The organism is Streptomyces sp. NPDC092296 (assembly GCF_044755465.1).
Taxonomy (GTDB): domain Bacteria; phylum Actinomycetota; class Actinomycetes; order Streptomycetales; family Streptomycetaceae; genus Peterkaempfera.
The window spans coordinates 577,453-600,863 of sequence record NZ_JBIVRB010000003.1; the positions used below are offsets into that span (position 1 = coordinate 577,453).

The window sequence follows — 23,411 nt, forward strand, 5'->3', positions numbered from 1 at the left end:
CCCCGCGCCCCCGGTGGTGCCTGGCCGATCCACGTTCCGCTTCCGCGCCTCCGTGCCGGGCTTGTCGCGCAGTTCCTCGCGCCCCTGGGGTGGTGCGTGGCTGGGCTATGGGGGGTTCTGTCACCTCTGGGCGGGGCTTGTCGCGCAGTTCCCCGCGCCCCTTCACTCGGGCGCCGGGCGGCCGGAGCGGAGGACGGCTCGGAGGACCGGTGGTGTGAAGAGTCGGGTCGGCGGTGCGCAGAGCGACAGCACGTCGATGAAGGCGTCCGCCGTGGCCCGGTCGGCGGTGGCGGCCCGCAGCACCCGGTCCAGATACCCGTGCTGCAACCGCAGCAGCGGACTCCGCCGCCGCCCGTCCGTCGCCGGAAACCGCAGGTCCTCCGACTCGCCCATGGACCAGGCGACATCCGCCTCCCGCGCGACGGCCCGCTGTATCCCCGTGCCCAGCGCCGCAGACGGCCCCCGCAGGGCCAGCACCCGCCGGAGCGCCAGCGCACCCCGGGCGGCGACGGTCATGCCCTGCCCGTACACGGGATTGAAGGTGCACCCGGCGTCGCCCACCACCAGGAAGCCCGCCGGGCGGTCGCGCAGCCGGTGGAAGTGGCGGCGGCGGCTCGCGCCGGGGCGGAAGCCGTGCAGCGGCGAGTCGGGCACGGCCGTGGTCAGCACCTCGTGCAGCCGGGGCGACCGCAGCCCCGCCGCGAAGTCCACGAACTCCGCCGGGTCGGTGGGCGGCTCCTCGCCGCGCATGCCGCCGAGCGCGACGATCCAGCGGTCCTGCTGCACCCGCAGGGCGATGCCGAAGCGGGGGCTGCCCTGGGTGGAGGTCTGCACGTAGATGCCCGGTACGTCCTGACCGGCGACGTCCGGCCGCCGGAACAGCCCGGTGGCGTACGCCACGCCCGCGTCGACGCGTTCCTCGGCCGGGGCCCGGCACCCCGCCTCGGTCAGCCAGCGCGGGGCCCGCGAGCCGCGCCCGGTGGCGTCCACCACCACCGAGGCGGCCAGGGTGCGCTCCTGCCGCTCCTCCCGCAGCCGCAGCCCCCGCACCGAGCGGCCGGCCACCTCAAGGCCCACCGCCTCCGCGCCCTGGATCAGCGAGATCCGGTCATGGGCCAGCACCCGGCGGCGTACGGTCCAGTCCAGCAGCGGACGGGTGCAGCTCAGCATGGTCCGCCGGGACGGGCGGCGGGGGACGGTGCCCAGCGGGGTCAGCCACTCCAGGTCGCCGGGCAGTCCGACCTCGACCGCCCCGGCCGCCCGCAGCTCGTCGATGATGCCGGGCAGCAGCTCCTCGAAGGCGGTCAGGCCGCCCTCGAACAGCAGATGGGCGTGGCGGCGCTGCGGTACGCCGCCGCGGAACTCCGGCCCGTCCGGCAGCCGGTCGCGTTCCACCACGGTCACCGCGGCGCCCGACTCCGCGAACACCAGCGCGGCGAAGAGCCCCGCCAGACTGCCCCCGGCCACCACGACACCGTCGACTGCCACATCGCCCCCAGAGAAACGCACCCGCAACGTCGCCGCCGAGCCTCCCACAGCCGACCCCCGCCGGTCCGCCGGACGCGTATCCGGACGGCGCGCGCCGCCCGCCGTACGCGGATTCCAGCCACCAGCGCCCCGCGTCCGCCCACCCAGCCCGGCTCGATCAGGCCCGGCTGCTCCCCGCGCCGGACCGGCTCGACGGGGTGCTCCGCGAGCTCGGCGGCCTCGGTCCGCAGCGCGGATGGCGGCGCTGGGCGTGAAGAGGCTCACAGGGGCTTCGGGGGGTACGGCCGGGCGTAGTAGGGGGTGTGGGCGCCGGTGTGCCGGGGGCTGGTCCGAGAAAGCGGGCGGGTGGGTGTTTCGGTGGCCTGGTCACTGGTTTGCGCAGGTGGGCGGGGGTTTCGGGGTGGGGGGCCGGAGGGGTTGCGGGGGCTGTTCCGGGGTGGTCGGGTGGTTTTCGGGGTGGGGTGGTTTGGGGGCTTGGGTACGGGTTGGGGTAGTAGGTGGGGTGTTTGTCGGGGTTTGGGTGGGCCGCTAAGACTGGGACGAGTCCGATGGCGTCGGCGGGTTCGCATTGCTCCTGACGCTGCCACCAGGCACCAGCCGAAACCGGGGTGCCCCGGGCGCCGGGTCCAGGGAGATCCGGGTCGTCCAAGCCAACCGATTGAGGTCTCAGATTTTGAAGCGCATCACCATGCCCCGTCTCCGTTCGACCGCCGCTGTCGTGGCCGCCGCCGCGTCGCTGGGTGCTGTGGCGGCGGTGGCCGCTCCGGCCGCGTCCGCCGCGACGATGAGCGCGCACCGGCTGCACCTGCACCACGTGAACCATGTGAACCACGCCGCCGGCGCGCACCATGCCGCCAAGGCGGGGCTGGAGCGTTCGGCCGTGGCCGCGCCGGTGACGGCGGGCGGCGTGCGGGGCATGGCGCAGTCGATCGTGCCCGCCGGCCAGTGGGCGGCGTTCGACGCGATCGTCAGCCATGAGAGCGGCTGGAACCCCTCGGCGGTGAACGCGTCCTCGGGTGCGTACGGTCTGGGCCAGGCGCTGCCGGGCTCCAAGATGGCCGCCGCCGGGTCGGACTGGAAGACCAACCCGGCCACCCAGGCCAAGTGGGCGCTGTCGTACATGAACGACCGCTACGGCAGCCCGAACAACGCGTGGGCCTTCTGGCAGACCCACCACTGGTACTGAGCCGACCCAGGCACCACCAGCAGCTGAACACCGGAAACGGCGGTGGATCGATCCATGCGATCCACCGCCGTTTCCGTCATGTGCGGGGTCGGCCGCCGAGAACGGCGGGACCGAGTCGGCCCGCAGCCGGGGCGTCCGGTATAGCGTCGTCGGCCGCGCCGGGCCAGCCGAGCAGCCGATCTCGCGGGTGGCGGCGGCCCGGCTGGTGGAGCTGACGCTTGGTCGGCTCGCCGGACGCGTGCCGGGTCCGAGGTGCACCCGCTGGGTGAGCTGCTTCAGGGCTATTTCCGGGCACGCGGACCCGGGAGAATCCGCCGAGCGGGTGGGCTAACCCGCCCGCTGCCGCCCGTAGCGGAGGCGTTCGGCGGTCGCATGGAGGGCCCAGCAGAGCGCGGCCCCCAGTGCGTACCAGAGCAGGTCGGGCGGGTCGAAGGTGGAGCCCAGCACCAGCCGGGCCGCGACGCTGCGCCGGGACAGCTCGGCCGGTACATCGCTGAGCTGGGAGAACTCGACCGCCCAGCTGATCGCCAGCGCCGTACCGGCTGCCACCACCGGGCGCACCCGGGGCGCGACCAGTACGACCAGCGTGCCGACCAGGACCGTGTACAGCGCGTCACCGGTGATCTTGGCGAAGCCGCCACCCGTAGCGGCCCGCACCCCGAGCCCCGCGCCGACCGTCAGCACCGCCGCCCCCACCGCAGCGGCCCGGACGCCCCGACCGCCGCCGCCCGCCCGCAGTCCACCCATGCCGGACACCCTAGGGCCTCGCCGGGCGCTGGCCGTTCACGGCCAATCAGCGGGTGTGCCAGGCGGTCGGTGTGCCTGGCTGATTCTCCGGTTGCACCACGGCTGACCTGCGGGTATGTCGGCCATGGCCGGGCCGGGTGCGGGTCGGTGGCACCCGTTGACACGCCATCGGGCGGCGGACATCCTGTGGTCCGGGTCGGATGATGTCCGGCACCCTCACGCTGATGCATCGCCGCGTACGGCGCTCAGCGGGTGTCCGTCGAGGCGTCAGCGGCCCGCTCCGGCCGGGAGTCCATGCGCGCGGTCGCGGGACGGGCACGGCACGGCGACACCGCCTCCCCCCGTCGGAGATCCCGCCCGTATTGGAGACCCCGTGACCACACCCCATGCGAAATCCCGCCGCAGCTGGGTCGCCTGGACGGCGGTGGCCGCCGCAGCCGCCGCCACCACCCTCGGCGCAGTGACCGGCGGCCCCGCCGCGGCGGCAACGGCCGGCTGCCGGGTCGACTACACGGTGACCAGCGGCTGGCCGGGCGGCTTCGGCGCCGAGGTGACGATCACCAACCTCGGGGACGCGCTCCAGAGTTGGTCACTGCGGTGGAACTACTCAGCCGGGCAGCAGGTCAGCCAGGCGTGGAACGCCGATGTCACCCTCGGCACCTCCGCCGTCACCGCCACCAACGTCAGCTACAACGGCGCGGTCGCCACCGGCGGCACCGTCTCCTTCGGCTTCAACGGCACCCTCACCGGGACGGCCAACCCGGCACCGACCGCCTTCACCCTGAACGGCGTGCAGTGCACCGGCGCGGCGACCACCCCGACCCCCACCACGCCGACCCCCACCCCCACCACGCCGACCCCCACCCCCACCACGCCGACCCCGACGCCCAGCGGCTCCACCCCGGCCCCGGGCAGCGGGCGGCAGGTGGAGAAGCTGGACCGGGGCGTCACCTCCGTGCACTCCGGGTCCGGCAACCTGGTGTCCTGGCGCTGGCTGGCCACCGACCCCGACACCGTGGGCTTCAACGTCTACCGGGGCACCACCAGGCTCAACAGCTCGGTGATCACCGGCTCCACGAACTGGCTGGACTCCGGCGCCGCCGCCAACTCCTCGTACACGGTGCGCGCGGTGGTCGGCGGCACCGAGCAGGCCGCCTCCCCGGCCTCGCTGAACTTCGGCAACGGCTATCTGGACGTCCCCATCCAGCCCCCGGCCGGCGGCACCACCCCGGACGGCGTCGCCTACACCTACGAGGCCAACGACGGCTCGGTGGGCGATCTGGACGGCGACGGCCAGTACGAGTTCGTCCTCAAGTGGCAGCCGACCAACGCCAAGGACAACTCCCAGTCCGGCTACACCGGCAACACCGTCCTGGACGCCTACAAGCTGGACGGCACCCGGCTGTGGCGCATCGACCTGGGCCGCAACATCCGCTCCGGCGCCCACTACACCCAGTTCCAGGTCTACGACTACGACGGCGACGGCCGGGCCGAGGTGGTGGCCAAGACCGCCGACGGCACGGTGGACGGGACGGGCAAAGTGATCGGCAGCGCGAGCGCCGACTACCGCAACTCCGACGGCTACGTCCTGTCCGGGCCCGAGTACCTGACCGTCTTCAACGGGCTGACCGGCGCCGCCCTGACCAGCACCGACTACGTACCGGCGCGCGGCACCGTCTCCGCCTGGGGCGACTCCTACGGCAACCGGGTCGACCGCTTCCTGGCCGGCACCGCCTATCTGGACGGGCAGCGGCCCTCCATCATCGAGGCGCGCGGCTACTACACCCGCACCGTGATCACCGCCTGGGACTGGCGCGACGGCCGGCTGACCCGCCGCTGGACCTTCGACACCACCAGCTCCACCAACACCGGCAAGGGCTACGACGGGCAGGGCAACCACAGCCTGGCCGTCGCGGACGTGGACGGCGACGGCCGGGACGAGATCGTCTACGGCGCCATGGCCGTGGACGACAACGGCGCCGCGCTGTGGACCACCAAGAACGGCCACGGCGACGCCCTGCACGTCGGTGACCTGGACCCGTCCCACCCCGGGCTGGAGGTCTTCAAGGTCGACGAGGACACCGCCAAGCCCGCCGCCTGGTTCGCGGACGCCCGTACCGGCCAGATCCTCTGGCAGAACGCGAGCTGCGGCTGCGACAACGGCCGGGGCGTCTCGGACGACGTCTACGCGGGCAGCCCCGGCGCCGAGTCCTGGTCCAGCGGGGTCGACGGGCTGTTCAACACCAAGGGGCAGAACATCGGCCGCAAGCCCGGGTCGGCGAACTTCCTGGTCTGGTGGGACGGCGACCCGGTCCGCGAACTCCTGGACGCCACCCACATCGACAAGTACGGCACCGGCGGCGACACCCGGCTGCTCACCGGCTCCGGGGTGGCCGCGAACAACGGCACCAAGGCCACCCCGGTGCTCTCCGGCGACCTCTTCGGTGACTGGCGGGAGGAAGTGGTCTGGCGCACCTCCGACAACAAGGCGCTGCGGATCTACGCCACGCCCGTCGCCACCAGCACCCGGATCACCACGCTGATGCACGACACCCAGTACCGCACCGCCATCGCCTGGCAGAACACCGCCTACAACCAGCCTCCGCACCCGTCCTTCTTCCTGGGCGACGGCATGGCCACCGCACCCCGGCCCCGGGTCTACACCCCCTGATCCGAGCGGGCCTCCGGGGCGCCCGCAGCCGTCCGGAACACGGCTTTTGGGGCGATATGGCGGTGGCCCGGGTCACAACGGACGGGCGCCCCGGGTGAAGCGGGTCACAGGGGTCCGGCGGCACACGATCGCGGGTAGTAGGCGATCGGGGTGCCGCCGGACCCACGATCGGTCCGAGAAATCCGGCCCGCCGGTGTTTCGACGGTGTAGTCACCGGTCCGCGCAGGTCAGGGCGGTGAGGGTCGGCCGGAGAGCGGGTGGTTGGGCGCTCCGGAGGCCGCTCGCCGGGTGGATTCGGCGGTGGCTGCGGGGAGTTGGCGCAGGCCCTCGGCTACGGGTTGGGGTAGTAGGTGGGGTGTTTGTCGGTGTTTGGGTGGGGCGCTAAGACTGGGACGAGTCCGATGGCGTCGGCGGGTTCGCATTGCTCCTGACGCTGCCACCAGGCACCAGCCGAAACCGGGGTGCCCCGGGCGCCGGGTCCAGGGAGATCCGGGTCGTCCAAGCCAACCGATTGAGGTCTCAGATTTTGAAGCGCATCGCCATGCCCCGTCTCCGTTCGACCGCCGCTGTCGTGGCCGCCGCCGCGTCGCTGGGTGCTGTGGCGGCGGTGGCCGCTCCGGCCGCGTCCGCCGCGACGATGAGCGCGCACCGGCTGCACCTGCACCACGTGAACCATGTGAACCACGCCGCCGGCGTGCACCATGCCGCCAAGGCGGGGCTGGAGCGTTCGGCCGTGGCCGCGCCGGTGACGGCGGGCGGCGTGCGGGGCATGGCGCAGTCGATCGTGCCCGCCGGCCAGTGGGCGGCGTTCGACGCGATCGTCAGCCATGAGAGCGGCTGGAACCCCTCGGCGGTGAACGCGTCCTCGGGTGCGTACGGTCTGGGCCAGGCGCTGCCGGGCTCCAAGATGGCCGCCGCCGGGTCGGACTGGAAGACCAACCCGGCCACCCAGGCCAAGTGGGCGCTGTCGTACATGAACGACCGCTACGGCAGCCCGAACAACGCCTGGGCCTTCTGGCAGACCCACCACTGGTACTGAGCCGACCCAGGCACCACCAGCTGAGCACCGCACGCCCGGCCGGACCCGCACCCCAGCGGGACCGGCCGGGCGGCGGCATGTCCGGGCGCCGTCACCCGGCCCGTTCGGCGTGGACGGCCTCCCGTACCGGCGGCCCGTCACCCGGTCCGCCCGATTCACCCGGCTCACCCGCTTCACCCGGGTCGCCGGGGTCGACCGCCCGGCCCCGGCCGCGCAGCCGGTCCATCTCCCGCCACTCCGGCCGCAGCCCGGCCAGGCTGGTGGTGAGGAAGTACGCGGCGCCGACCGCCAGCAGCACCGGCGCCAGCCCGGCGGCGGCCACGGCCGCCCCCGCGAGCAGCCCGCCGACGGGGATGCCCGCCCAGGCCAGCGAGTCGCCCAGCGCCCCGACCCGGCCCAGCAGCCGGCGCGGCACCCGCTCGAAGGAGACCGCGCCCAGGATCGGGTTGAGGAAGCCGGAGCCGAAACCGCCGACGGCGAAGACGACCAGTACCGCCCAGAGCGGCGCGCCGCAGGCCAGCACCAGGAACCGGGGCGCCCCGGCGAGCAGGAAGCCGCCGAAGAAGACCGCCCGGCGCCGCATCCGGTGCGCCACCGCCGCCGCGATCAGGCTGCCGCCGATCGCCGCGATGCCCCAGGCGCTGCCGGTCAGGCCGATCGCCGCCGGGCCGCCGCCGGACTCCTTGGCCCAGACCGGCACCAGCACCGCCGCGAAGGCCGCGTCCAGCAGATTGGTGACGCCGATGGTGGCGATCACCGTGAGCAGCAGCGGTTCCCCGCGCAGAAAGCGGAAGCCCTCACCGAACCGCGCCCAGTAGCCGTCCGCCGCCCCGCCGCCGTCCGCGTCCCCGGTCGCGCCGGGCGCCGTACGGCCCATGCCGCGCGGCAGCGCCAGCGCGACCACCACCGAACCGAGCGCGAAGCAGGCCGCGTTGACCACCAGGCCGGCCAGCGGGCCGACCAGCGCCACCAGCGAGCCGCCGACCGCCGGGCCGACCGTGGAGGCCAGCCGCTCGGTGACGCCGGAGAGCCCGGTGGCCCGCTCCAGCGGCACCCGGCTCCAGTCGGCCGCCTCCGGGACCATGACGTGCTTGGCCAGGTCGCCCGGTCCGCGCACCGCGCCGATCACCGCGACCAGGGCCAGCAGCAGCGGGAACGAGAACACGCCGAGGCTGTGCAGCAGCGGGATCAGCAGGGCGGCGACCGCACTGACCGAGTCCGTGGTCCAGGAGACGGTGCGCGGGCCGATTCGGTCGACCAGCGGGCCGGTGAACGCCTTGACCACCACATAGGGGGCCATCTCGCAGAAGGCCACCAACCCGGTCCGGGTGGCGCTGCCCGTCGTGGCGAGCACGAACCAGGGGAGCGCGATGGCCGAGACCCGGGTGCCGGTGAGCGACACCGCCATCGCGGCGAGCACCCCGGCCAGCGGCCGGTAGCTGCGCGGGCCCGGGGCGCCGCCGGGTATGGACGCGGCCGTGGTCACGACTCCGCCGCTTCCGGTGCCGACCCGGCGCCGGCCACCGGCACGGGTACGTCCAGCTCGGGCAGGAACTGCGTGATCACCGCGACCCGCTCGGCCCCCTCGGGCGCGTCCGCCGCCTCCTCGGGGGTGTCCCGGCGGTAGCGCACCACCACCGAGAGCAGCTCCTCGCGCAGCCGCACCGCTTCCTCGGCGGTGAGCCGCAGCGACCAGTCGCTGAAGTCGAAGGCGTCCCGCCAGGGCCGTGGCATGGCCTGGAACTCGCCCAGCGCCTGCTGGGTGCGCAGGGTGTACGCGGTGGCGATGGACTGGAGGTACGCCATCGCGGCCTCGGGCTCCCGCTCGGCCAGCTCCCGGTCGCCGAACCAGGTCGACCGGTGGACCGCCCGCCACCAGCGCTCCCGGGCGTTGCCGCGCTCGGTGTCCTCCTCCACGAACCCGGCGGTGGCCAGCTGCCGCAGGTGGTAGCTGGTGGCGCCGGAGGTCAGGCCCAGCCGCTCCGCGAGCCGGGTGGCCGTCGACGGGCCGTACCGCCGCAGCAGGCCGACCAGCTGCACCCGCACCGGGTGGGCCAGGGCGCGCAGGCCCTTGGCGTCCAGTACCGCGTCCCGCTCCGGATCGGGGCCCAGTCGCCCGCCCGCGCGCTCGTCCTTGTCGCTCATGACGGCCATCCTAGGATCGCAAAGCAGTCTTTGCAAAGAACTCTTTGCGGATGGTTCGGGCCCGGATTCCGGGTGGTCCGGGTCACAACCGGGGGGTGGGCTGGGTGAAGCGGGTCACAGGGCCTCAGGGGAGAACGACCGCCTGTAGTAGCCGATCGGCGCCCCGGGGCGGAGCCGGTCGGCCGCAGAAATCCGGGAGGTGGATGTTTCGCCGGGTCGGCCATGGGTTTGCGCAGGTGGGAAGGGGTGCGAAGAAAGTCCGCCGGGAGGTGTTCCGGCGGCCGCCCCGGGGTAATGGCGCCGTTTCCGAAATGGGGTGATTTGGGAGTTGCTGTACGGATTGCGGTAGTAGAAGGGGTGTTTGTCGGGGTCCGGGGGGCCCGCTAAGACTGGGACGAGTCCGATGGCGTCGGCGGGTTCGCAAAGCTCCTGACGCTCCACAGGCACCAACCGAAACCGGGTGCCCCGGACGCCGGGTCGAAGAGATCCGGGCCGTCCAAGCCAACCGATTGAGGTCCCAGACTTTGAAGCGCATCGCCATGCCCCGCCTCCGTTCGACCGTCGCCGTCGCGGCCACCGCCGCCTCCCTCGCCTCCGTCGCGGCCTTCGCCGCTCCGGCCGCCTCCGCCGCGACCATGAGCACGCGGACCGCCACCGCGCAGTCGCACGCCGCGCAGAGCTCGGCGCTGGCCGCCACCTCCACCAGCGGGGTGCGGGCCATGGCGCAGTCGATCGTCCCGGCGGGTCAGTGGGCGGCGTTCGACGCCATCATCAGCCACGAGAGCAGCTGGAATCCCTCCGCCGTGAACGCGTCCTCGGGTGCGTACGGTCTGGGCCAGGCGCTGCCGGGCTCCAAGATGGCCGCCGCCGGGTCGGACTGGAAGACCAACCCGGCCACCCAGGCCAAGTGGGCGCTGTCGTACATGAACGACCGCTACGGCAGCCCGAACAACGCCTGGGCCTTCTGGCAGACCCACCACTGGTACTGAGCCGACCAGGCATAAGCAGCACGCATGGCACGAGGCCCCGGGCACCCGCCCGGGGCCTCGTGCCATGCCGTCGCGTCGCCCATCGCGTCTGCCGTCGCATCCGCTGTCACATCGGCCGGTGCAGCCGGTCGCCGCCGGCCAGGACCGCGGCGGCCAGCGCGTCCGCCGCCTCCTGTGCCGCCGTCGGCCGCAGCCGCCCGTACAGCAGCACGAAGTCGACCCGGCCCACCTCGGGCAGCCCGGCCCGGGGCGGCACCCGGACCAGCCCCGGCGGGATCAGGCCCTGGGCGTGCGCCATCACGCCGAGCCCCGCCCGGGAGGCGGCGATCAGCCCGCTGAGCGAGCCGCTGGTGCAGGCGATCCGCCAGGAGCGGCCCTGCCGCTCCATGGCCTCCAGCGCGCGGGCCCGGGTGATCGCGGGCGCCGGGTAGAGGATCAGCGGGACCGGACGGTCGGGGTCCAGCCGCAGCCGTTCACTGCCGATCCACACCAGCCGGTCCTGCCAGACCAGTCGGCCCGGTCCGTCCTCGCCGGCCCGCTTGCCGAGCACCAGGTCCAGCCGCCCGGCGGCCAGCTGCCGGTGCAGGGTGGCGGACAGCTCGACGGTCAGCTCCAGGTCCACTTCGGGATGGTCGCGCCGGAAGCCCTCCAGGATCTCCGGCAGCCGGGTCAGTACGAAGTCCTCCGAGGCGCCGAAGCGCAGCCGCCCGCGCGGCCGGGTGCCCGCGAACCAGCCGGCCGCCCGCTCGTTCGCCGCCAGGATGGTGCGGGCGAAGCCGAGCATTGCCTCGCCGTCCTCGGTCAGCTCCACCCCGTGGGTGTCCCGCGTGAACAGCGACCGCCCGGCGGCCTCCTCCAGCCGGCGCACCTGCTGGCTCACCGTGGACTGCCGCAGGCCCAGCCGGTGGGCGGCCTGCGTGAAGCTGAGGGTCTGCGCGACCGCGAGGAAGGTCCGCAACTGCACGGGATCGAACACGGCCCCAGCCTAGCCACGGCCCGGCCCGGCCCGGCGGCACCGGTCATCACGAATCGTGATGACAGTGAGTGCGGCAAAAGGGGTTCACGATCGCCGCCGCCGCCCGCAGGCTGAAGGGGCCGGACGCCCCGGCCCCCGCGCCAGAAGGCCCCCTGCCAGAAGGCCCCCGTGACAGAAGGCCCCCGTGACAGAAGGAAAGAGATGCGCCGCCTGAGGTACCCCTCCCGGCTCCCCCTGGACCCCTATGTCGCCGCGCTGCTGGGCACCGTACTGATCGCCGTCGTGCTCCCCGCCCGGGGCGCCGCCGCCCCGGTCGCCGGCGGCGCGGCCACCGGCGCGGTCGCGCTGCTCTTCTTCCTGTACGGCGCCCGGCTGTCCACCCGGGAGACCCTGGACGGCCTGCGGCACTGGCGGCTGCACACCGCCGTGCTCGCCGCCACCTTCGTGCTCTTCCCGCTGCTCGGGATCGCCGCCCGGCTGCTGGTCCCGCAGCTGCTGCCGCCGCAGCTGTACACCGGCCTCCTCTTCCTGTGCCTGCTGCCCTCCACCATGCAGTCCTCGATCGCCTTCACCTCGATCGCGCGCGGCAACGTCCCCGCCGCGATCTGCGCGGGCTCCTTCTCCAGCATCATCGGCCTGGTCGCCACCCCACTGCTGGCCGCCCTGCTGCTCGGCGGCAGCGGCGCCGGCTTCTCCGCCGCCTCGGCGCTCGGCATCGCGCTGAAGCTGCTGCTGCCCTTCGTCGCCGGGCAGCTGCTGCGCCGCCGGCTGGCCGGCCTCCTCGGCCGCCACCGGGCGCTGCTGGGCGGCCTGGACCGCCTGTCGATCCTGCTGGTGGTCTACACGGCGTTCAGCGAGGGCATGGTGGACGGCGTCTGGCACCAGGTGGCGTCCTACCGGCTGCCGGTGCTGCTCGGGATCGAGGCGCTGCTGCTCGCCGCCATGCTGGGGGCGACGTCGTACGGGGCGCGCCGGCTCGGCTTCGACCGCGCGGACCGCATCACCGTCCTCTTCTGCGGCTCCAAGAAGAGCCTCGCCGCCGGGCTGCCGATGGCCACCGTCCTGTTCGGCGCCCAGGCGAGCCTGGCGGTGCTGCCGCTGATGCTCTTCCACCAGATGCAGCTGATGGTCTGCGCGGTGATCGCCAAGCGCTACTCCCGCGACCCGCTGCCGGACCGGCCGTCCGCCACCGCCGAGCCGGTGCGGCCGGTGCGGCCGGTCGGCGGGGAGCGCATGTCGGAGGCGTGTAGTTAGCTGGTGCCCGGAGCCCGAACCGCCGGGAAGAACGGAGTGCCCACCATGGCAGCCGCGCCGCAGCACGCCACCGACCCCGCCACCGCCGCCGTGCTGGCCGGGCTCGACGACCTCCGACCCGAGCTTGAAGCCTGCTACCGCGATCTGCACACCCACCCCGAGCTGAGCGGCCAGGAGCACCGGACGGCGGCTCGGGCCGCCGAGCGGCTGCGCGAGTGGGGCTGCACGGTGCACGAGGGCATCGGCGGCACCGGCGTGGTCGGTGTGCTGGCCAACGGCGACGGCCCCACCGTGCTGCTGCGCGCGGACCTGGACGCGCTGCCGGTCCGGGAGGATACCGGCCTGCCGTACGCCAGCACCGCCACCGCGCGGGACGCCACCGGCGAGCAGGTGCCCGTGATGCACGCCTGCGGCCATGACGTCCATGTCAGCTGTCTGCTGGGCGCGGTCGGGCTGCTGGCGCGGGCCCGCGAGCGCTGGCACGGCACGCTGGTCGCGCTCTTCCAGCCCGCCGAGGAGACCGGCGCCGGCGCCGACGCCATGGTGGCCGACGGGCTCGCCGCCCGCATCCCCCGCCCGGACGTCGCCCTGGCGCAGCATGTGCTGCCCGCCCCCGCCGGGTCGGTCGGCACCCGCTCCGGGTCCTTCCTCTCCGCCGCCGACAGCCTGCGGATCACCGTGTACGGGCGCGGCGGCCACGGCTCCGCGCCGCAGAGCGCGATCGACCCGGTGGTGATGGCCGCGATGATCGTCGTACGGCTGCAGACCATCGTCTCCCGTGAGCTGGCCGCCACCCAGCCGGCCGTGCTGACCGTGGGCTCGCTCCGGGCCGGTACGACCGGCAATGTCATCCCGGAGTCGGCGGAGATCCAGCTCAACGTCCGCACCTACGACGAGGAGACCCGGCAGCGGGTGCTGTCGGCCGTGCGGCGGATCGTCCAGGCCGAGTGCGACGCCTCGGGGGCGACCCGCGCACCGACCTTCGAGGAGACGAGCCGCTTCCCGCCGACCGTCAACGACGAGCAGACCACCGACCGGGTCGCCGCCGCCTTCGCCGCGCACTTCGGCGACCGGGCCGGCCCGGCGCCGCTCCAGACCGCCAGCGAGGACTTCAGCCAGATCCCCGACGCCTTCGGCATCCCGTACACCTACTGGGGCATCGGCGGCATCGATCCCCGGGCCTTCGAGGAGGCGCGGCGGCGCGGCACGGTCCAGCAGGACGTCCCGACCAACCACAGCGCCCGCTTCGCGCCCGTCGTGCAGCCCACCCTGGACACCGGCGTCAGCGCGCTGGTCGTCGCGGCGCTCTGCTGGCTCGGCGGAGCGGGCGGCGACGGCTGAACCCCGGCGGATACGGGGCGCACTTCGGCCAGGATGTGCGCGCCCGGTGGCTGGTACGGCTGGTGCGGGCGCGGCGTGACGGGACGGCGGGGCACCCCGGGCACCCCGGTCGGACCGGACCGGTGGTAGCCCTGGGGCTGTAGGCGCTGCACGGTTCCGGAGACCGCCGGCGCGGCGCGGCCGAAACCGGGCGGTAGCCGGCCGCCCGGGTTGACCCGTACCTGTCGTAGGTCTGGGGCGGAGCACGCCGGACTCCTAGGATGACGCCACTGTCACGCCATGCGCTGACGGGATCTCCCGACCGGCACGCAGCTCTGCCGAGTTCCGCCGTCCCGCGATGCCGCGACGGGCACCAGTACCACCGCTACCACCGCACAGGATCGTGCAGGCATCATCGTCCTCCTCCACCCCAGGGGGTTATGCCCGTGTACGCCCGTATTGTCAAACTTCCGAGCAGGCCGCTACAGGCGGTGCTGCTCGTCGTCGGGTTACTGGCCGCACTGCTGGCCGCAGCCCTGCCGACCGCCACTACCGCCCATGCCGCCGTCCCCGACCGCTGGGGCTTCGCCTACCTCGACAACCCCACCCCGCCGCCCGGCTACTCCCCGGACCCCACCCGCCAGTGGGGCAGCTGGCCCTCACCGTCCAGCACCCCGGTCACGGTCGACCAGCTCGGGCTGGGCTCGTACGTGGTGCACTTCCCGCAGATCGGCGGCCCCGGCGGGGTCGCCCACGTCACCGCCGTGAACAAGGCGGGCGACTGGTGCCAGCTCAACGCCTGGCAGCCCAACGGCCCCAACGAGGACGTCTACGTCAGCTGCTACCGGCCGGGCGGGGCACCGGACAACTCCGCCTTCACCGTCCTCTACACCGCCAGCACCGGCGCGCCCAGCTCACCGGTCGGCTCGTACGGCTACCTGTTCTCCGACGTCAGCGGCGCCCTGCTCGCCCAGTACAACTCCACCGGCGCCGCCAACTCGGTCGGCAAGGGCGGCGTCGGCATCTGGAAGGCCTGGCTGCCCAACCTGGGGCTGTCCGACTACTCCGGAAACCTCCAGGTCACCGCAGTGGACCCGAAGCGGCCCGCCCGCTGCAAGGTGTCCGACTGGGGGCCGTCGTCCTCCGGGCAGACCGTGCTCGTCGCCTGCTACGACGCCAACGGCAAGCCCTATGACACCCGCTGGACCCTGAGCTACTCCTACCAGCGGGCCGTGCACGGCCCGGTCTACCCGCCGAAGGCGTTCGGCTACCTGTGGTTCAACGGGAGCCTGCCGCCGCAGACCAACTTCAACTCGGTCGGCGGCTCCAACAGCCTGGGCATATCGGGGTCGGTCTTCATCGTCACCATGCCCTATGTGGCCAACCCGCCGGACCACTCCCAGGTCACCGCGTACGGCAGTGACCCCGGCTACTGCGGTCTCGCCACGCCGTGGGACCGCTCCGGCGGCACCGCGTCGCTCTACGTGGACTGCTTCGACCCGGGCGGCGCACCCGTCAAGGGGCAGTTCTTCGCCGCCTACACCTCGGCGGCCTGATCCGCAGAGCGGCCCGTGGCGGGTACCTCCGCCACGGGCCGCTCCATGCCCGCACCCGCGAAGGCCGGCCGGATCAGGGCGCCCCGGTCAGTGCACCCCGGTCAGGGCGCCCCGGTCAGTGCGCCGCGCCGGCCGCCGCCTGCGGCTGCGCCCCGGCGGCCCCGGCCGCCTCCCACTGCGGGGCGGGACCGCGCCGCACCAGGGCCAGCACGATCAGCCCGGCGGCGATGCCGATGCAGCCGGCGATCACATAGACCCGGTCCAGACCCGAAGCGAAGGCCCCGTGCACCAGCTGCCGGACGGTGTCCAACTGCTCGGCCGGCGTGGCCGCCAGCACCGCCCCGGCCCGGCCGCCGCTGAGCGCGGAGGCCGCGCTGTGCGGGTCGGCCAGGTGCCCGTTCGCGGTGACGAACGACTCCACCCGGCTGGTGAAGGCGGTGCCCAGCACCGCGATGCCCAGCGCGTAGCCCAGCTGCCGCCCGGTGTTCACCGCCCCGCTGGCCATGCCCACCCGCTCCCGGGGGACCGTCGCCAGCGCGGCCGACATCATGCTCGGCGTCGCCATACCGACCCCGAGGCCGCTGACGATCAGACCGGGCAGCACCGCCGTCCACGAGGAGCCGGCCGAGACCAGGGTCATCAGCAGCGCGCCCACGCCGATCAGGATCAGACCGGCGCCGATCGGGATCTGCGGCGCCGTCCGGTGGAACAGCCGCCCGCTGTTGCCCGCCACCACGAACGAGGCCAGCGCCAGCGGGCAGACCGTGAGGCCCGCCTGGATCGGGCTGAGGCCCAGCACCGACTGGAGCCAGATCGAGGTGTACGTCAGGTGGGCGAACGCCGCCACATTGAGCAGCAGCGCCGCCACCGTCAGCCCGGTGAAGCTGCGGTTGCGCAGCAGCGCGAGATCCAGCAGCGGCTGGGACGCGCCACGCTCGACCAGCGCGAACGCCAGCAGCGCCACCGCGCTCAGCGCCAGCGAGACCAGGACGGTGCCGCTGCTCCACCCCCGGTCGGCGCTCTCGATCAGGCCGTACACCAGCGCCCCGGCGAAGACGGTGAAGCCGACCGCGCCCGCGTAGTCCAGCCGCCCCCGGGCGTGGCCCTGGTCGTCCTTGAGGTGACGCAGCGTCATATAGACCGCCAGTGCGGCGATCGGCAGATTGACCATGAAGATCGCCCGCCAGTCGATCTGCTCGGTGAGCAGCCCGCCCAGCACCGGACCCACCGCCGCCGCGCCGCCGCTCACGGCGCCCCAGACACCGAAGGCGGTACCCCGGTCGCGACCCCGGTAGGCCGCGTTCAGCAGCGAGGTCGTGGAGGTCAGCATCGCGGCGCCGCCCAGCCCCTGCGCGGCGCGGGCGGCGATCAGCGTCCCCACATTGGGCGCGAGACCGCAGGCCAGCGAGGCGACGGCGAAGACGACCAGCCCGCCCAGGTAGAGGCGCCGATGCCCCAGGCGGTCGCCCAGCGCACCCACCACCATGAGCACGGCGGCCAGCACCAGCGCGTACATGTCCACCACCCACTGGAGGGAGGTGAAGGAGGAGTGCAGGTCGGCCGCCATGTCCGGCAGGGCGACATTCACGATGCTCACGTCGACCAACAGCATGAAGGTACCGAGGCAGATGGCGACCAGCGGTATCCATTTGCGCATACCGGTCTCCGATGGGGAAGCGGGATGGTTCGGGACAGGGGTGTTCACAGAAGTTCTCTCTGGTGGATCTGGTGGATCTGCTGCTTCGACCGGGCGGACAGCCTGCGGGTCGCTGGAGCGATACTGCCGTGCGGCCCGCGATCACTCCCCATCAGGGCAGCCGGACCGGCACAATCCGACATCGCCGTACCCTTGACTGGTGAAATCCCGCAGCTACGACCCCCTGGACCGGCAGCTGGTGCACGCCCTGCAACTGGACGGCCGCGCCTCCTTCAGCCGGATCGCGCAGGCGCTCGGCGTCTCCGACCAGACCGTGGCCCGCCGCTACGCCAGACTGCGCGGCGAGGGCGCGGTCCGGGTGCTGGGGCTCACCAACCCGGCGGCGCTGGGCGAAGTGCAGTGGATCATCCGGGTGCAGTGCGCCCCGGACGCCGCCTCCTCGGTGGCCGAGGCGCTGGCCCGGCGCGACGACACCGCCTGGGTGAGCCTCATCTCGGGCGGCACCGAGATCAACTGCGTCACCCGCGCCGAATCCGGGCGGCAGGGCAACTCACTGCTGCTCCAGCGGCTGCCGCGCACCCCCAGCGTGGTCGGCGTCACCGCGTACTGCGTGCTGCACACCTACTACGGCGGCGCGCTCAGCCTGGTCAGCAAGTCCGAGGCGCTGACCGACGAGCAGATCCGCCGACTGCGGCCCCGCACCGAGCCGGAGCCCGCCGACGCCCGGCTCCCGCCGGTCACCGTGCTGGACGAGGGCGACCACCGCATGCTGGCGCTGCTGGAACGGGACGGCCGGACCGGACTGGCCGAGCTGGCCGCCGCGAGCGACCGGTCGCAGAGCTCGGTGCGGCGGCGGATGGCCGAACTGCTGACCAGTGACGTGCTGTACTTCGACGTCAACTACGAGCGCCGCATCTTCGGACTGGAGAGCGTCGTCATGCTCTGGCTGTCCGTCGCGCCGTCCCGGCTGGAGCAGACCGGGCGGGCCCTGGCCGAGCACCCCGAGGTGGCGTACGTCTGCGCCACCACCGGCCCGACCAATCTGCACGCCGTGGTCATCTGCCCGGACATTCCCGCGCTCTACAGCTATCTCACCACCAAGATCGCCACCCTGGACGCCGTCCACCAGGTCGAGACCGCGCCCGTGCTGCGCCGGGTGAAGTCCGCCGCCTCGCTGCCGCAGACCGCCCGCGCCCCGCAGTCCTGACGGCGGCGACCGGCGGCCCTGCGGGTCACAGCACGGTGGAGATCCGCCGGGCCAGGGCTCCCTCCACAGCCACGTCGGTGCCGAGGACGACCGGGAGCGAGCGCTCGTCGCCGGGGGCGGCCGGGTCGAACCAGACGATCGCGGGGTCACCGGTGCGGGGGAGCGCATGCGGGTCGAAGGTGCCGGTCTTGGTGACCCAGCGGTCGACGCCCGGGTGGTCGGTGAACTTCACCACCGGTTGCAGCCGTGGCCGGCCCGTCACCTCCACCTGGGTGTCGATCACCTCGGTGACCACCCCGCTGGTCCTGGTCCCGGTCCGCATGACGGCGGCGGCACGCAGCGCGTGGCGCCTGCGGGCCCGAGCGGCCCGTACGGTGGCGAGCAGCACGGCGAGCGCGAGCAGTGCCAGCGCGGCGGGCACCCAGTACTGTGCGGACCAGGCGATCCAGGCACCGGCCCCCCAGGTGCCGCCCGGCCGGCCGGGTCCGGGTAGCGGCCGACGTCCGGTACCGGCACCCAGAACGAGCGGGCGCCCAGCAGCACACCCAGCGCGACACCGGCCAGCGTGACGGTCGCCTGGATGCCGCTCCCGACGCCCGGACCCGTGCGGCGGACCAGGGCCCCGGGCATCAGGGAGCCGACGACCGCCCCGCCGAACGGCCCGGTGAACAGGGCCCAGAGCAGCGGCGGGGTGGCATTGTCCGGGTACAGCTCGGACGGGAGGTACGCCGTGCCGATCGGATAGCGTGCCGCGTCCGCGAGCCCGTAGGCGAAGAGGAACCGCAGCCCCCCGAACACCGCCAGCCAGACCCCGAGTCCGAGCCGACCGGGCCGGCTCCCGGCCCGGCGCTGCCGCTGACGCCTGGCGACGGACGGATCAACCGTACTCATCCGAACCCCCAGGCGGTCCCGGCGAGTTGCCCGCCGAAGTACCACCGCAGCCTAGGGCACCGCCTCCGCGCGGGGCAGCTGCCTGCGGCGGGTCCTGCCGGGGTGCGGAGGCCGGCCCGAGACGTACCTCGCGGGGACGGCGGCCGTTCGGCCGGGCCGTCCCCGCGACGTACCGGGGGAGCAGAGCTGATGTCCCGTCAGCCCGTCACTCCGGTTCGGCGTCCTGGGCCGGCTCCGTGTCCGTGGGCTCGGGTGCTGCCTTGGCCTCCGGTGCTGCCTTGGCCTCCGGGGCTGTGGGCTCGGGCTTGGCGGCCGAGGTGGTGGCGGCCGGGGTGGTGGCGGCCGGGGTGGTGGCGGTGGCCACGGTCTTGGCCGCTCGGGCGGCCTTGCGGCGGCGCAGCTTGCGGCTGACGTACCAGCCGATGGCGGCGAGGACGATCAGCAGGGCGATCAGCCAGGTCCACGGTATGGCCCACACACTGGTCCGGCCGACGGCCGGGGCCGGTGCCGACGCGAGTGTCACGATCGTGGTGTACGGCGTGAGTTCGACCCTGGTGCGCAGTCGGCCGCCGGGCCAGACATCCGTGAGCTTCTCGGTCAGCCGTACCGAGTTGCCGGGCAGCAGCAGCGGGACGTCGGCCGCCTCGGTGGTCTTGGCGAACGCCCCGAACAGCCCGTCCGTACGCAGGCTCTGCCGGGCCTGGAGCGGCACATTGCCGGTGTTGGCCACCGTGTAGCTGACCGTCGCCGCGCCGGGGCCGATTGGGTTCCAACCGCCCTGGTAGTGCACCGAAAGGTCCTGCACGGCGAGGGTCGGGTGCAGCGGCCCGGATACCTGGAGGTACATCCGGATGCCGACCCGCCGGTCGACCAGGACGTTGTTGCCCTTGGTGTCGAGTGCGGCGCCGGACGAGGAGGCCACGATGCCGCCGACGTGGAAGCCGGGGGTGGCGTTCCTCGGTACGGCGACGGTGAACGGGACGATGACGCTGGACCGGGCGGGGACCCGGACCACGGTCTTGGCCATCCTGATCCAGCTGCCCACATCCACCGACTTCCGCGCGGCGGGCAGGACGTCGAAGCCGCCGACCTGGGTGTTGAAGGCGTCGCTCGGGTACACCGTCAGGCTGAGCGGCTTGTCGCCGAAGTTGTCGACCGCGACGAAGTCCTCGCGTGAGCTGCCGGGCTTGAAGTCCTGGTAGGTGAGGGTGGGCCGTGTGTCGGGCTTGTGCTTGGTGGCTCCCTGGATCGACCAGGCGACCTGGTTCGGTCCGGGCTTGCCGGGCGTGGGGCTCGCCGTGGGGGAGGGGCTCGCCGTCGGGGACGGCGACGCCGGTGCGGCGACCGCGATGCCCGCCGGTAGCAGCGTCGCGCCCAGGAGCGCCAGCGGCGCGAGCAAGCCCGCTACGAGGCAGCGGAAGGAGCGGCCTTCCCGATGATCCGTGTTGGCGACGCGCTCTGCCGGCATCGTTGCCCCTTTTCTTGCAATGGTCGTGATCGTGACTGCGTGCTGGTGGCTGTCGTGAGAGTGGTGGGGGTGGTGGGGTCCGGTCGGGGGTCGGGGACCGCCCGACCGGACCTGGTGTGGGGGTTTAGATGGCGGTGAGGGTCATGGTGGCGGTGTAGGTGCCGACCTTGGTGGTGGTGGGGGCGAGGAGGTTGAGGGTGGCGCCGACGTGGGCGGTGCCGTTGGCGGTGCCGGGGCCGGCGGTGGCGAGTTGCTGGGACTTGGCGAGTCCGCCGCTGGTGCCGGGGGTGACGGTGCTGCCGGGGGTGACGGTCTGTCCGGTGGCGGTGTCGAGGACCTTGGGGGTCCAGCCGAGGTCGGCGGCGGCGATGGTGTCGCCGGTGGTGGTGGTGAAGTCGCCGACCTGGCCGACGACGTTCCAGCCGGGGCTCTGGGTGCGGGTGTCGGTGACGGTGACGGGGTTCATGTCGCCGCTGGAGGTGAGGGCGGAGGCGTCGCCGGTGAGGACGGGGGTCGGCAGTACGACGGGGGCCGAGTTGTCGACGCTGATGGTGAGGCCGCCCTGCTGGGTGACCGTGGTGGTGATCTTCTCCGTGGCGCTGCCGTAGGCGATGGTGACGCCGACGGCGGGGGAGGTGGTGGTGTTGCCGTTGCCGTCGGTCTGGTTGGCGGTCAGCGTGTGGCTGCCGGGGGCCAGGTCGGCGGCGGGGGTGCAGGACCAGGAGCCGTCGGCGGCGACGGTCGCGGTGCAGACCGTCTTGCCCGACTCGTCGGTCACCTTGATCGTGGCACCGGCGGTGCCGGTGCCCGCGACCGTCGGGGTCTTGCCCCCGCTGATCGACCCGTCACCCGGCGAGGTGATCGCCGGAGCACCCGGAGCCGGACCGGTCGACTTCACCGTGAAGTCCTTGCTCTGGTCGAGCAGCATGCTGGTCACGGCCACCGTGTGCTTGCCGGCCGAGAGCCCCTTGCCGTTGGGCGTGAAGGCGTAGCTGAAGTTGCCCGACGTGTCCGCCGTGACCGTGGCCAGCGGGTTTCCGTCGAGGGTCAGCTTCACCGGGTGGTCCGGCAGGAAGCCGGTGGAGGTGATGTTCACCATGCCGTCGGGCAGCACGGTGGTCGAGGGCGACAGCGTCAGCGTGTCCTCCAGCTCGCGCTGGGCGGCCTGCGCCTTGGCCGTCATCGGGTTCCCCGCCGCTGCGGCGGAGGCGAGCGCCGGCACGAACTTGCTGGCGTCCACCGTGCCCCAGCCCGAGGCCACGTCATAGCCCGGCGCGGCGTAGTAGCCCGGGACGGTCTTGTACGTGTTGTTGCCCGTGACCACGTCGACCAGGCCGTTGGCCGCCGGGTCCTTGGCGAGCCGCTCGTACAGCAGCTCGTTGATCGCGCCGAGCGGCGCGCCGTGGACCTGCGTCGCCAGGGCGACCACACCGGCGAACAGCGGGGCGGCCTCGGAGGTGCCGTCCTGGCTGTTCATGGTGATGTCCGGCAGCGAGCGCATCTTGCTGCCGCTGATGGAGGCGATGCCGTCCTGGTAGCTCGGACGGGCGTAGATCTCCGACAGGCCGGCGCCCTCGATCGGGTCGAGGGGGAAGGTGTCGTTGCTGCACGGCGGGCACTGCGCGGTGTGCGACGGACGGCTGCCGCCGACCGCGGTGACCCACGGCGAGTCCGCCCAGGTCGCGGAGGCCGGGCCGGAGGAGACCGTGCCGCACTGCTTGGTCGCGGTCGTCAGGTTCTGCGCGGCACCGCAGTCACCGGTGGCGTTGACGATCGGCACGCCGTAGGCCGCGGCCATGACCTCGCCGATGTCCTGCGCGGTGATCTCCTGCTTGCCACGGCTGTAGTCGGTCTCGCTGCTGCCGTCGCTGATGGACATCACGTCGGCCAGGTGGTTCCGGCTGACGAACTCCATGCCCTTGACGATCTCGGGCATCGCGACCTCGCTGGACGCGTCACCGACGATCTCGCTGTCGGACGGCGTCGCCACGATCAGGATCTTGGCGTACGGCGCCAGCATGTGCGCCGCCTCGACGTCCAGCCGCAGTTCGCCCTGCCAGGCGCTGCACGAGCCGTACGAGCCGAGCGCCACCATGCCCGCCGGGCAGGTGCTGGGCAGCGACCCGCTCGGGTAGACGGTCTCGATGGTGGCGTGCGGCAGGCCGACCGCGTCGTCGAACGCGTCCATGGTGGCCTGGATGTTGGGGTCTTCCCAACCCTCCATCAGCGCGATGGTCGTGCCCGCCCCGTCGATGCCCTGCTTCCACAGCGAGTCGACGTGGTAGGAGAAGATGTCCCGCAGGTCGGCGCTGCCGTAGGACTGGGGGTTCCGGCCGCCGCCGGTGATCTTGGCGGTGATCTTGTCGAGCGCGGTGGTCAGCGTGGCGATCCGCTGGTCCTTGCTGGGGCTGTCGCTCGTCGCCGCCGTGCTGTGCGCGGTGCTGGCCAGGGCTCCTGTCGCATTGGACAGCAGCATGCCTATGGCCACTGCGGCACCTACCGCAGGGGCGATCGCCCTGCGTGGCACTTTCCGCATTCATGCCTCCGGAAGAATCGAATGACTCAAGTGGTGCTGATGTGATCCCCCGACGCCGGATCTGCTCGATGCGCGGCGGTCTGAGAGGCGGACGGGGTCCGCGTGCCGCACCGCCGACCGTCGGCCGGTGGGCGTCCTGCCGGGCTCTCGCCGGATCGGGACGCGGCCGAGCCGGTGCGGTGGTGGGGTGGGGGTGGTGGGGTCCGGTCGGGGGTCGGGGACCGCCCGACCGGACCTGGTGTGGGGGTTTAGATGGCGGTGAGGGTCATGGTGGCGGTGTA

At 73.3% G+C, this 23,411-nt stretch carries 17 protein-coding genes; 8 read left to right on the top strand and 9 right to left on the bottom strand.

The genetic code is table 11. The annotated features are described in order from the left end of the window. Positions 1–162 precede the first annotated feature (162 nt). Positions 163–1,488 (bottom strand): FAD-dependent oxidoreductase, encoded by a 1,326-nt coding sequence (locus tag ACIQGZ_RS12965; RefSeq protein ID WP_402601405.1) that lies wholly within the window; start codon positions 1,486–1,488, stop codon positions 163–165. Between the two features lie 688 nt (positions 1,489–2,176). Here ACIQGZ_RS12965 and ACIQGZ_RS12970 point away from each other — a divergent pair. Continuing rightward, positions 2,177–2,674, top strand: coding sequence for a transglycosylase SLT domain-containing protein (locus ACIQGZ_RS12970; RefSeq protein ID WP_402601406.1), 498 nt, complete (start codon positions 2,177–2,179; stop codon positions 2,672–2,674). Between the two features lie 327 nt (positions 2,675–3,001). Here the strand turns inward: ACIQGZ_RS12970 and ACIQGZ_RS12975 are convergent, their stop codons facing one another. After that, positions 3,002–3,421: a DUF2809 domain-containing protein gene (locus ACIQGZ_RS12975; RefSeq protein WP_402601407.1), complete on the bottom strand. Its 420-nt coding sequence runs from the start codon at positions 3,419–3,421 to the stop codon at positions 3,002–3,004. A gap of 373 nt (positions 3,422–3,794) precedes the next feature. On the opposite strand from ACIQGZ_RS12975, the gene ACIQGZ_RS12980 reads away from it, so the two are divergent. Both ACIQGZ_RS12980 and ACIQGZ_RS12985 read left to right on the top strand, forming a co-directional pair. Then, positions 3,795–6,092: a cellulose binding domain-containing protein gene (locus tag ACIQGZ_RS12980; RefSeq protein ID WP_402601409.1), complete on the top strand. Its 2,298-nt coding sequence runs from the start codon at positions 3,795–3,797 to the stop codon at positions 6,090–6,092. Between the two features lie 541 nt (positions 6,093–6,633). After that, on the top strand, positions 6,634–7,131 hold the full coding sequence (locus ACIQGZ_RS12985) for a transglycosylase SLT domain-containing protein (RefSeq protein WP_402601411.1): 498 nt from the start codon (positions 6,634–6,636) through the stop codon (positions 7,129–7,131). Between the two features lie 91 nt (positions 7,132–7,222). On the opposite strand, the gene ACIQGZ_RS12990 is transcribed toward ACIQGZ_RS12985, so the two are convergent. Together ACIQGZ_RS12990 and ACIQGZ_RS12995 are read right to left on the bottom strand one after the other, a co-directional pair. Then, entirely contained in the window at positions 7,223–8,617 is a 1,395-nt protein-coding gene (locus ACIQGZ_RS12990; protein ID WP_402601412.1) for an MFS transporter, read from the bottom strand. Continuing rightward, positions 8,614–9,276 carry an ArsR/SmtB family transcription factor gene (locus ACIQGZ_RS12995; protein WP_402601413.1) on the bottom strand — a complete coding sequence of 221 codons (663 nt, stop codon included), beginning with the start codon at positions 9,274–9,276 and terminating at the stop codon, positions 8,614–8,616. Before ACIQGZ_RS12995 ends, ACIQGZ_RS12990 begins: the two co-directional genes overlap by 4 nt. A 539-nt stretch (positions 9,277–9,815) precedes the next feature. On the opposite strand from ACIQGZ_RS12995, the gene ACIQGZ_RS13000 reads away from it, so the two are divergent. Then, positions 9,816–10,265 carry a transglycosylase SLT domain-containing protein gene (locus tag ACIQGZ_RS13000; protein WP_402601414.1) on the top strand — a complete coding sequence of 150 codons (450 nt, stop codon included), beginning with the start codon at positions 9,816–9,818 and terminating at the stop codon, positions 10,263–10,265. Positions 10,266–10,371: 106 nt separating this feature from the next. Here the strand turns inward: ACIQGZ_RS13000 and ACIQGZ_RS13005 are convergent, their stop codons facing one another. Continuing rightward, positions 10,372–11,241 (bottom strand): LysR substrate-binding domain-containing protein, encoded by an 870-nt coding sequence (locus tag ACIQGZ_RS13005; RefSeq protein WP_402601416.1) that lies wholly within the window; start codon positions 11,239–11,241, stop codon positions 10,372–10,374. Positions 11,242–11,442: 201 nt separating this feature from the next. Here ACIQGZ_RS13005 and ACIQGZ_RS13010 point away from each other — a divergent pair, with 201 nt between their 5' ends. The 3 genes from ACIQGZ_RS13010 (at position 11,443) to ACIQGZ_RS13020 (ending at position 15,371) form a co-directional block, all read left to right on the top strand. After that, entirely contained in the window at positions 11,443–12,495 is a 1,053-nt protein-coding gene (locus ACIQGZ_RS13010; RefSeq protein ID WP_402601417.1) for a bile acid:sodium symporter family protein, read from the top strand. Between the two features lie 45 nt (positions 12,496–12,540). Next, on the top strand, positions 12,541–13,836 hold the full coding sequence (locus ACIQGZ_RS13015) for an amidohydrolase (protein WP_402601418.1): 1,296 nt from the start codon (positions 12,541–12,543) through the stop codon (positions 13,834–13,836). Between the two features lie 419 nt (positions 13,837–14,255). Further along, positions 14,256–15,371, top strand: a complete 1,116-nt coding sequence (locus tag ACIQGZ_RS13020; RefSeq protein ID WP_402601419.1) for a hypothetical protein — start codon at positions 14,256–14,258, stop codon at positions 15,369–15,371. Between the two features lie 115 nt (positions 15,372–15,486). Here the strand turns inward: ACIQGZ_RS13020 and ACIQGZ_RS13025 are convergent, their stop codons facing one another. Further along, a complete protein-coding gene (locus tag ACIQGZ_RS13025; RefSeq protein ID WP_402601421.1) occupies positions 15,487–17,028 on the bottom strand; it encodes an MFS transporter in 1,542 nt (513 codons plus the stop codon). A 199-nt stretch (positions 17,029–17,227) separates the two neighbouring features. Here ACIQGZ_RS13025 and ACIQGZ_RS13030 point away from each other — a divergent pair, with 199 nt between their 5' ends. Then, positions 17,228–18,235, top strand: a complete 1,008-nt coding sequence (locus ACIQGZ_RS13030; protein WP_402601422.1) for an Lrp/AsnC family transcriptional regulator — start codon at positions 17,228–17,230, stop codon at positions 18,233–18,235. A 25-nt stretch (positions 18,236–18,260) separates the two neighbouring features. Here the strand turns inward: ACIQGZ_RS13030 and ACIQGZ_RS13035 are convergent, their stop codons facing one another. The 3 genes from ACIQGZ_RS13035 to ACIQGZ_RS13045 form a co-directional block, all read right to left on the bottom strand. Next, on the bottom strand, positions 18,261–18,656 hold the full coding sequence (locus ACIQGZ_RS13035; RefSeq protein WP_402601424.1) for a DUF3592 domain-containing protein: 396 nt from the start codon (positions 18,654–18,656) through the stop codon (positions 18,261–18,263). 675 nt (positions 18,657–19,331) lie between these two features. Beyond that, positions 19,332–20,525 carry a WxL protein peptidoglycan domain-containing protein gene (locus ACIQGZ_RS13040; RefSeq protein WP_402601426.1) on the bottom strand — a complete coding sequence of 398 codons (1,194 nt, stop codon included), beginning with the start codon at positions 20,523–20,525 and terminating at the stop codon, positions 19,332–19,334. A gap of 193 nt (positions 20,526–20,718) precedes the next feature. Continuing rightward, positions 20,719–23,082, bottom strand: a complete 2,364-nt coding sequence (locus ACIQGZ_RS13045; protein WP_402601428.1) for an Ig-like domain-containing protein — start codon at positions 23,080–23,082, stop codon at positions 20,719–20,721. Positions 23,083–23,411: the final 329 nt, after the last annotated feature.

Excerpts from the sequence above, each read along its gene's own strand:
- ACIQGZ_RS12970 (WP_402601406.1), top strand. The coding sequence starts at position 2,177 with ATGCCCCGTCTCCGTTCGACCGCCGCTGTCGTGGCCGCCGCCGCGTCG.
- ACIQGZ_RS12975 (WP_402601407.1), bottom strand. The coding sequence starts at position 3,421 with ATGGGTGGACTGCGGGCGGGCGGCGGCGGTCGGGGCGTCCGGGCCGCT.
- ACIQGZ_RS12985 (WP_402601411.1), top strand. The coding sequence starts at position 6,634 with ATGCCCCGTCTCCGTTCGACCGCCGCTGTCGTGGCCGCCGCCGCGTCG.
- ACIQGZ_RS12995 (WP_402601413.1), bottom strand. The coding sequence starts at position 9,276 with ATGAGCGACAAGGACGAGCGCGCGGGCGGGCGACTGGGCCCCGATCCG.
- ACIQGZ_RS13000 (WP_402601414.1), top strand. The coding sequence starts at position 9,816 with ATGCCCCGCCTCCGTTCGACCGTCGCCGTCGCGGCCACCGCCGCCTCC.
- ACIQGZ_RS13010 (WP_402601417.1), top strand. The coding sequence starts at position 11,443 with ATGCGCCGCCTGAGGTACCCCTCCCGGCTCCCCCTGGACCCCTATGTC.
- ACIQGZ_RS13015 (WP_402601418.1), top strand. The coding sequence starts at position 12,541 with ATGGCAGCCGCGCCGCAGCACGCCACCGACCCCGCCACCGCCGCCGTG.
- ACIQGZ_RS13020 (WP_402601419.1), top strand. The coding sequence starts at position 14,256 with ATGCCCGTGTACGCCCGTATTGTCAAACTTCCGAGCAGGCCGCTACAG.
- ACIQGZ_RS13025 (WP_402601421.1), bottom strand. The coding sequence starts at position 17,028 with ATGCGCAAATGGATACCGCTGGTCGCCATCTGCCTCGGTACCTTCATG.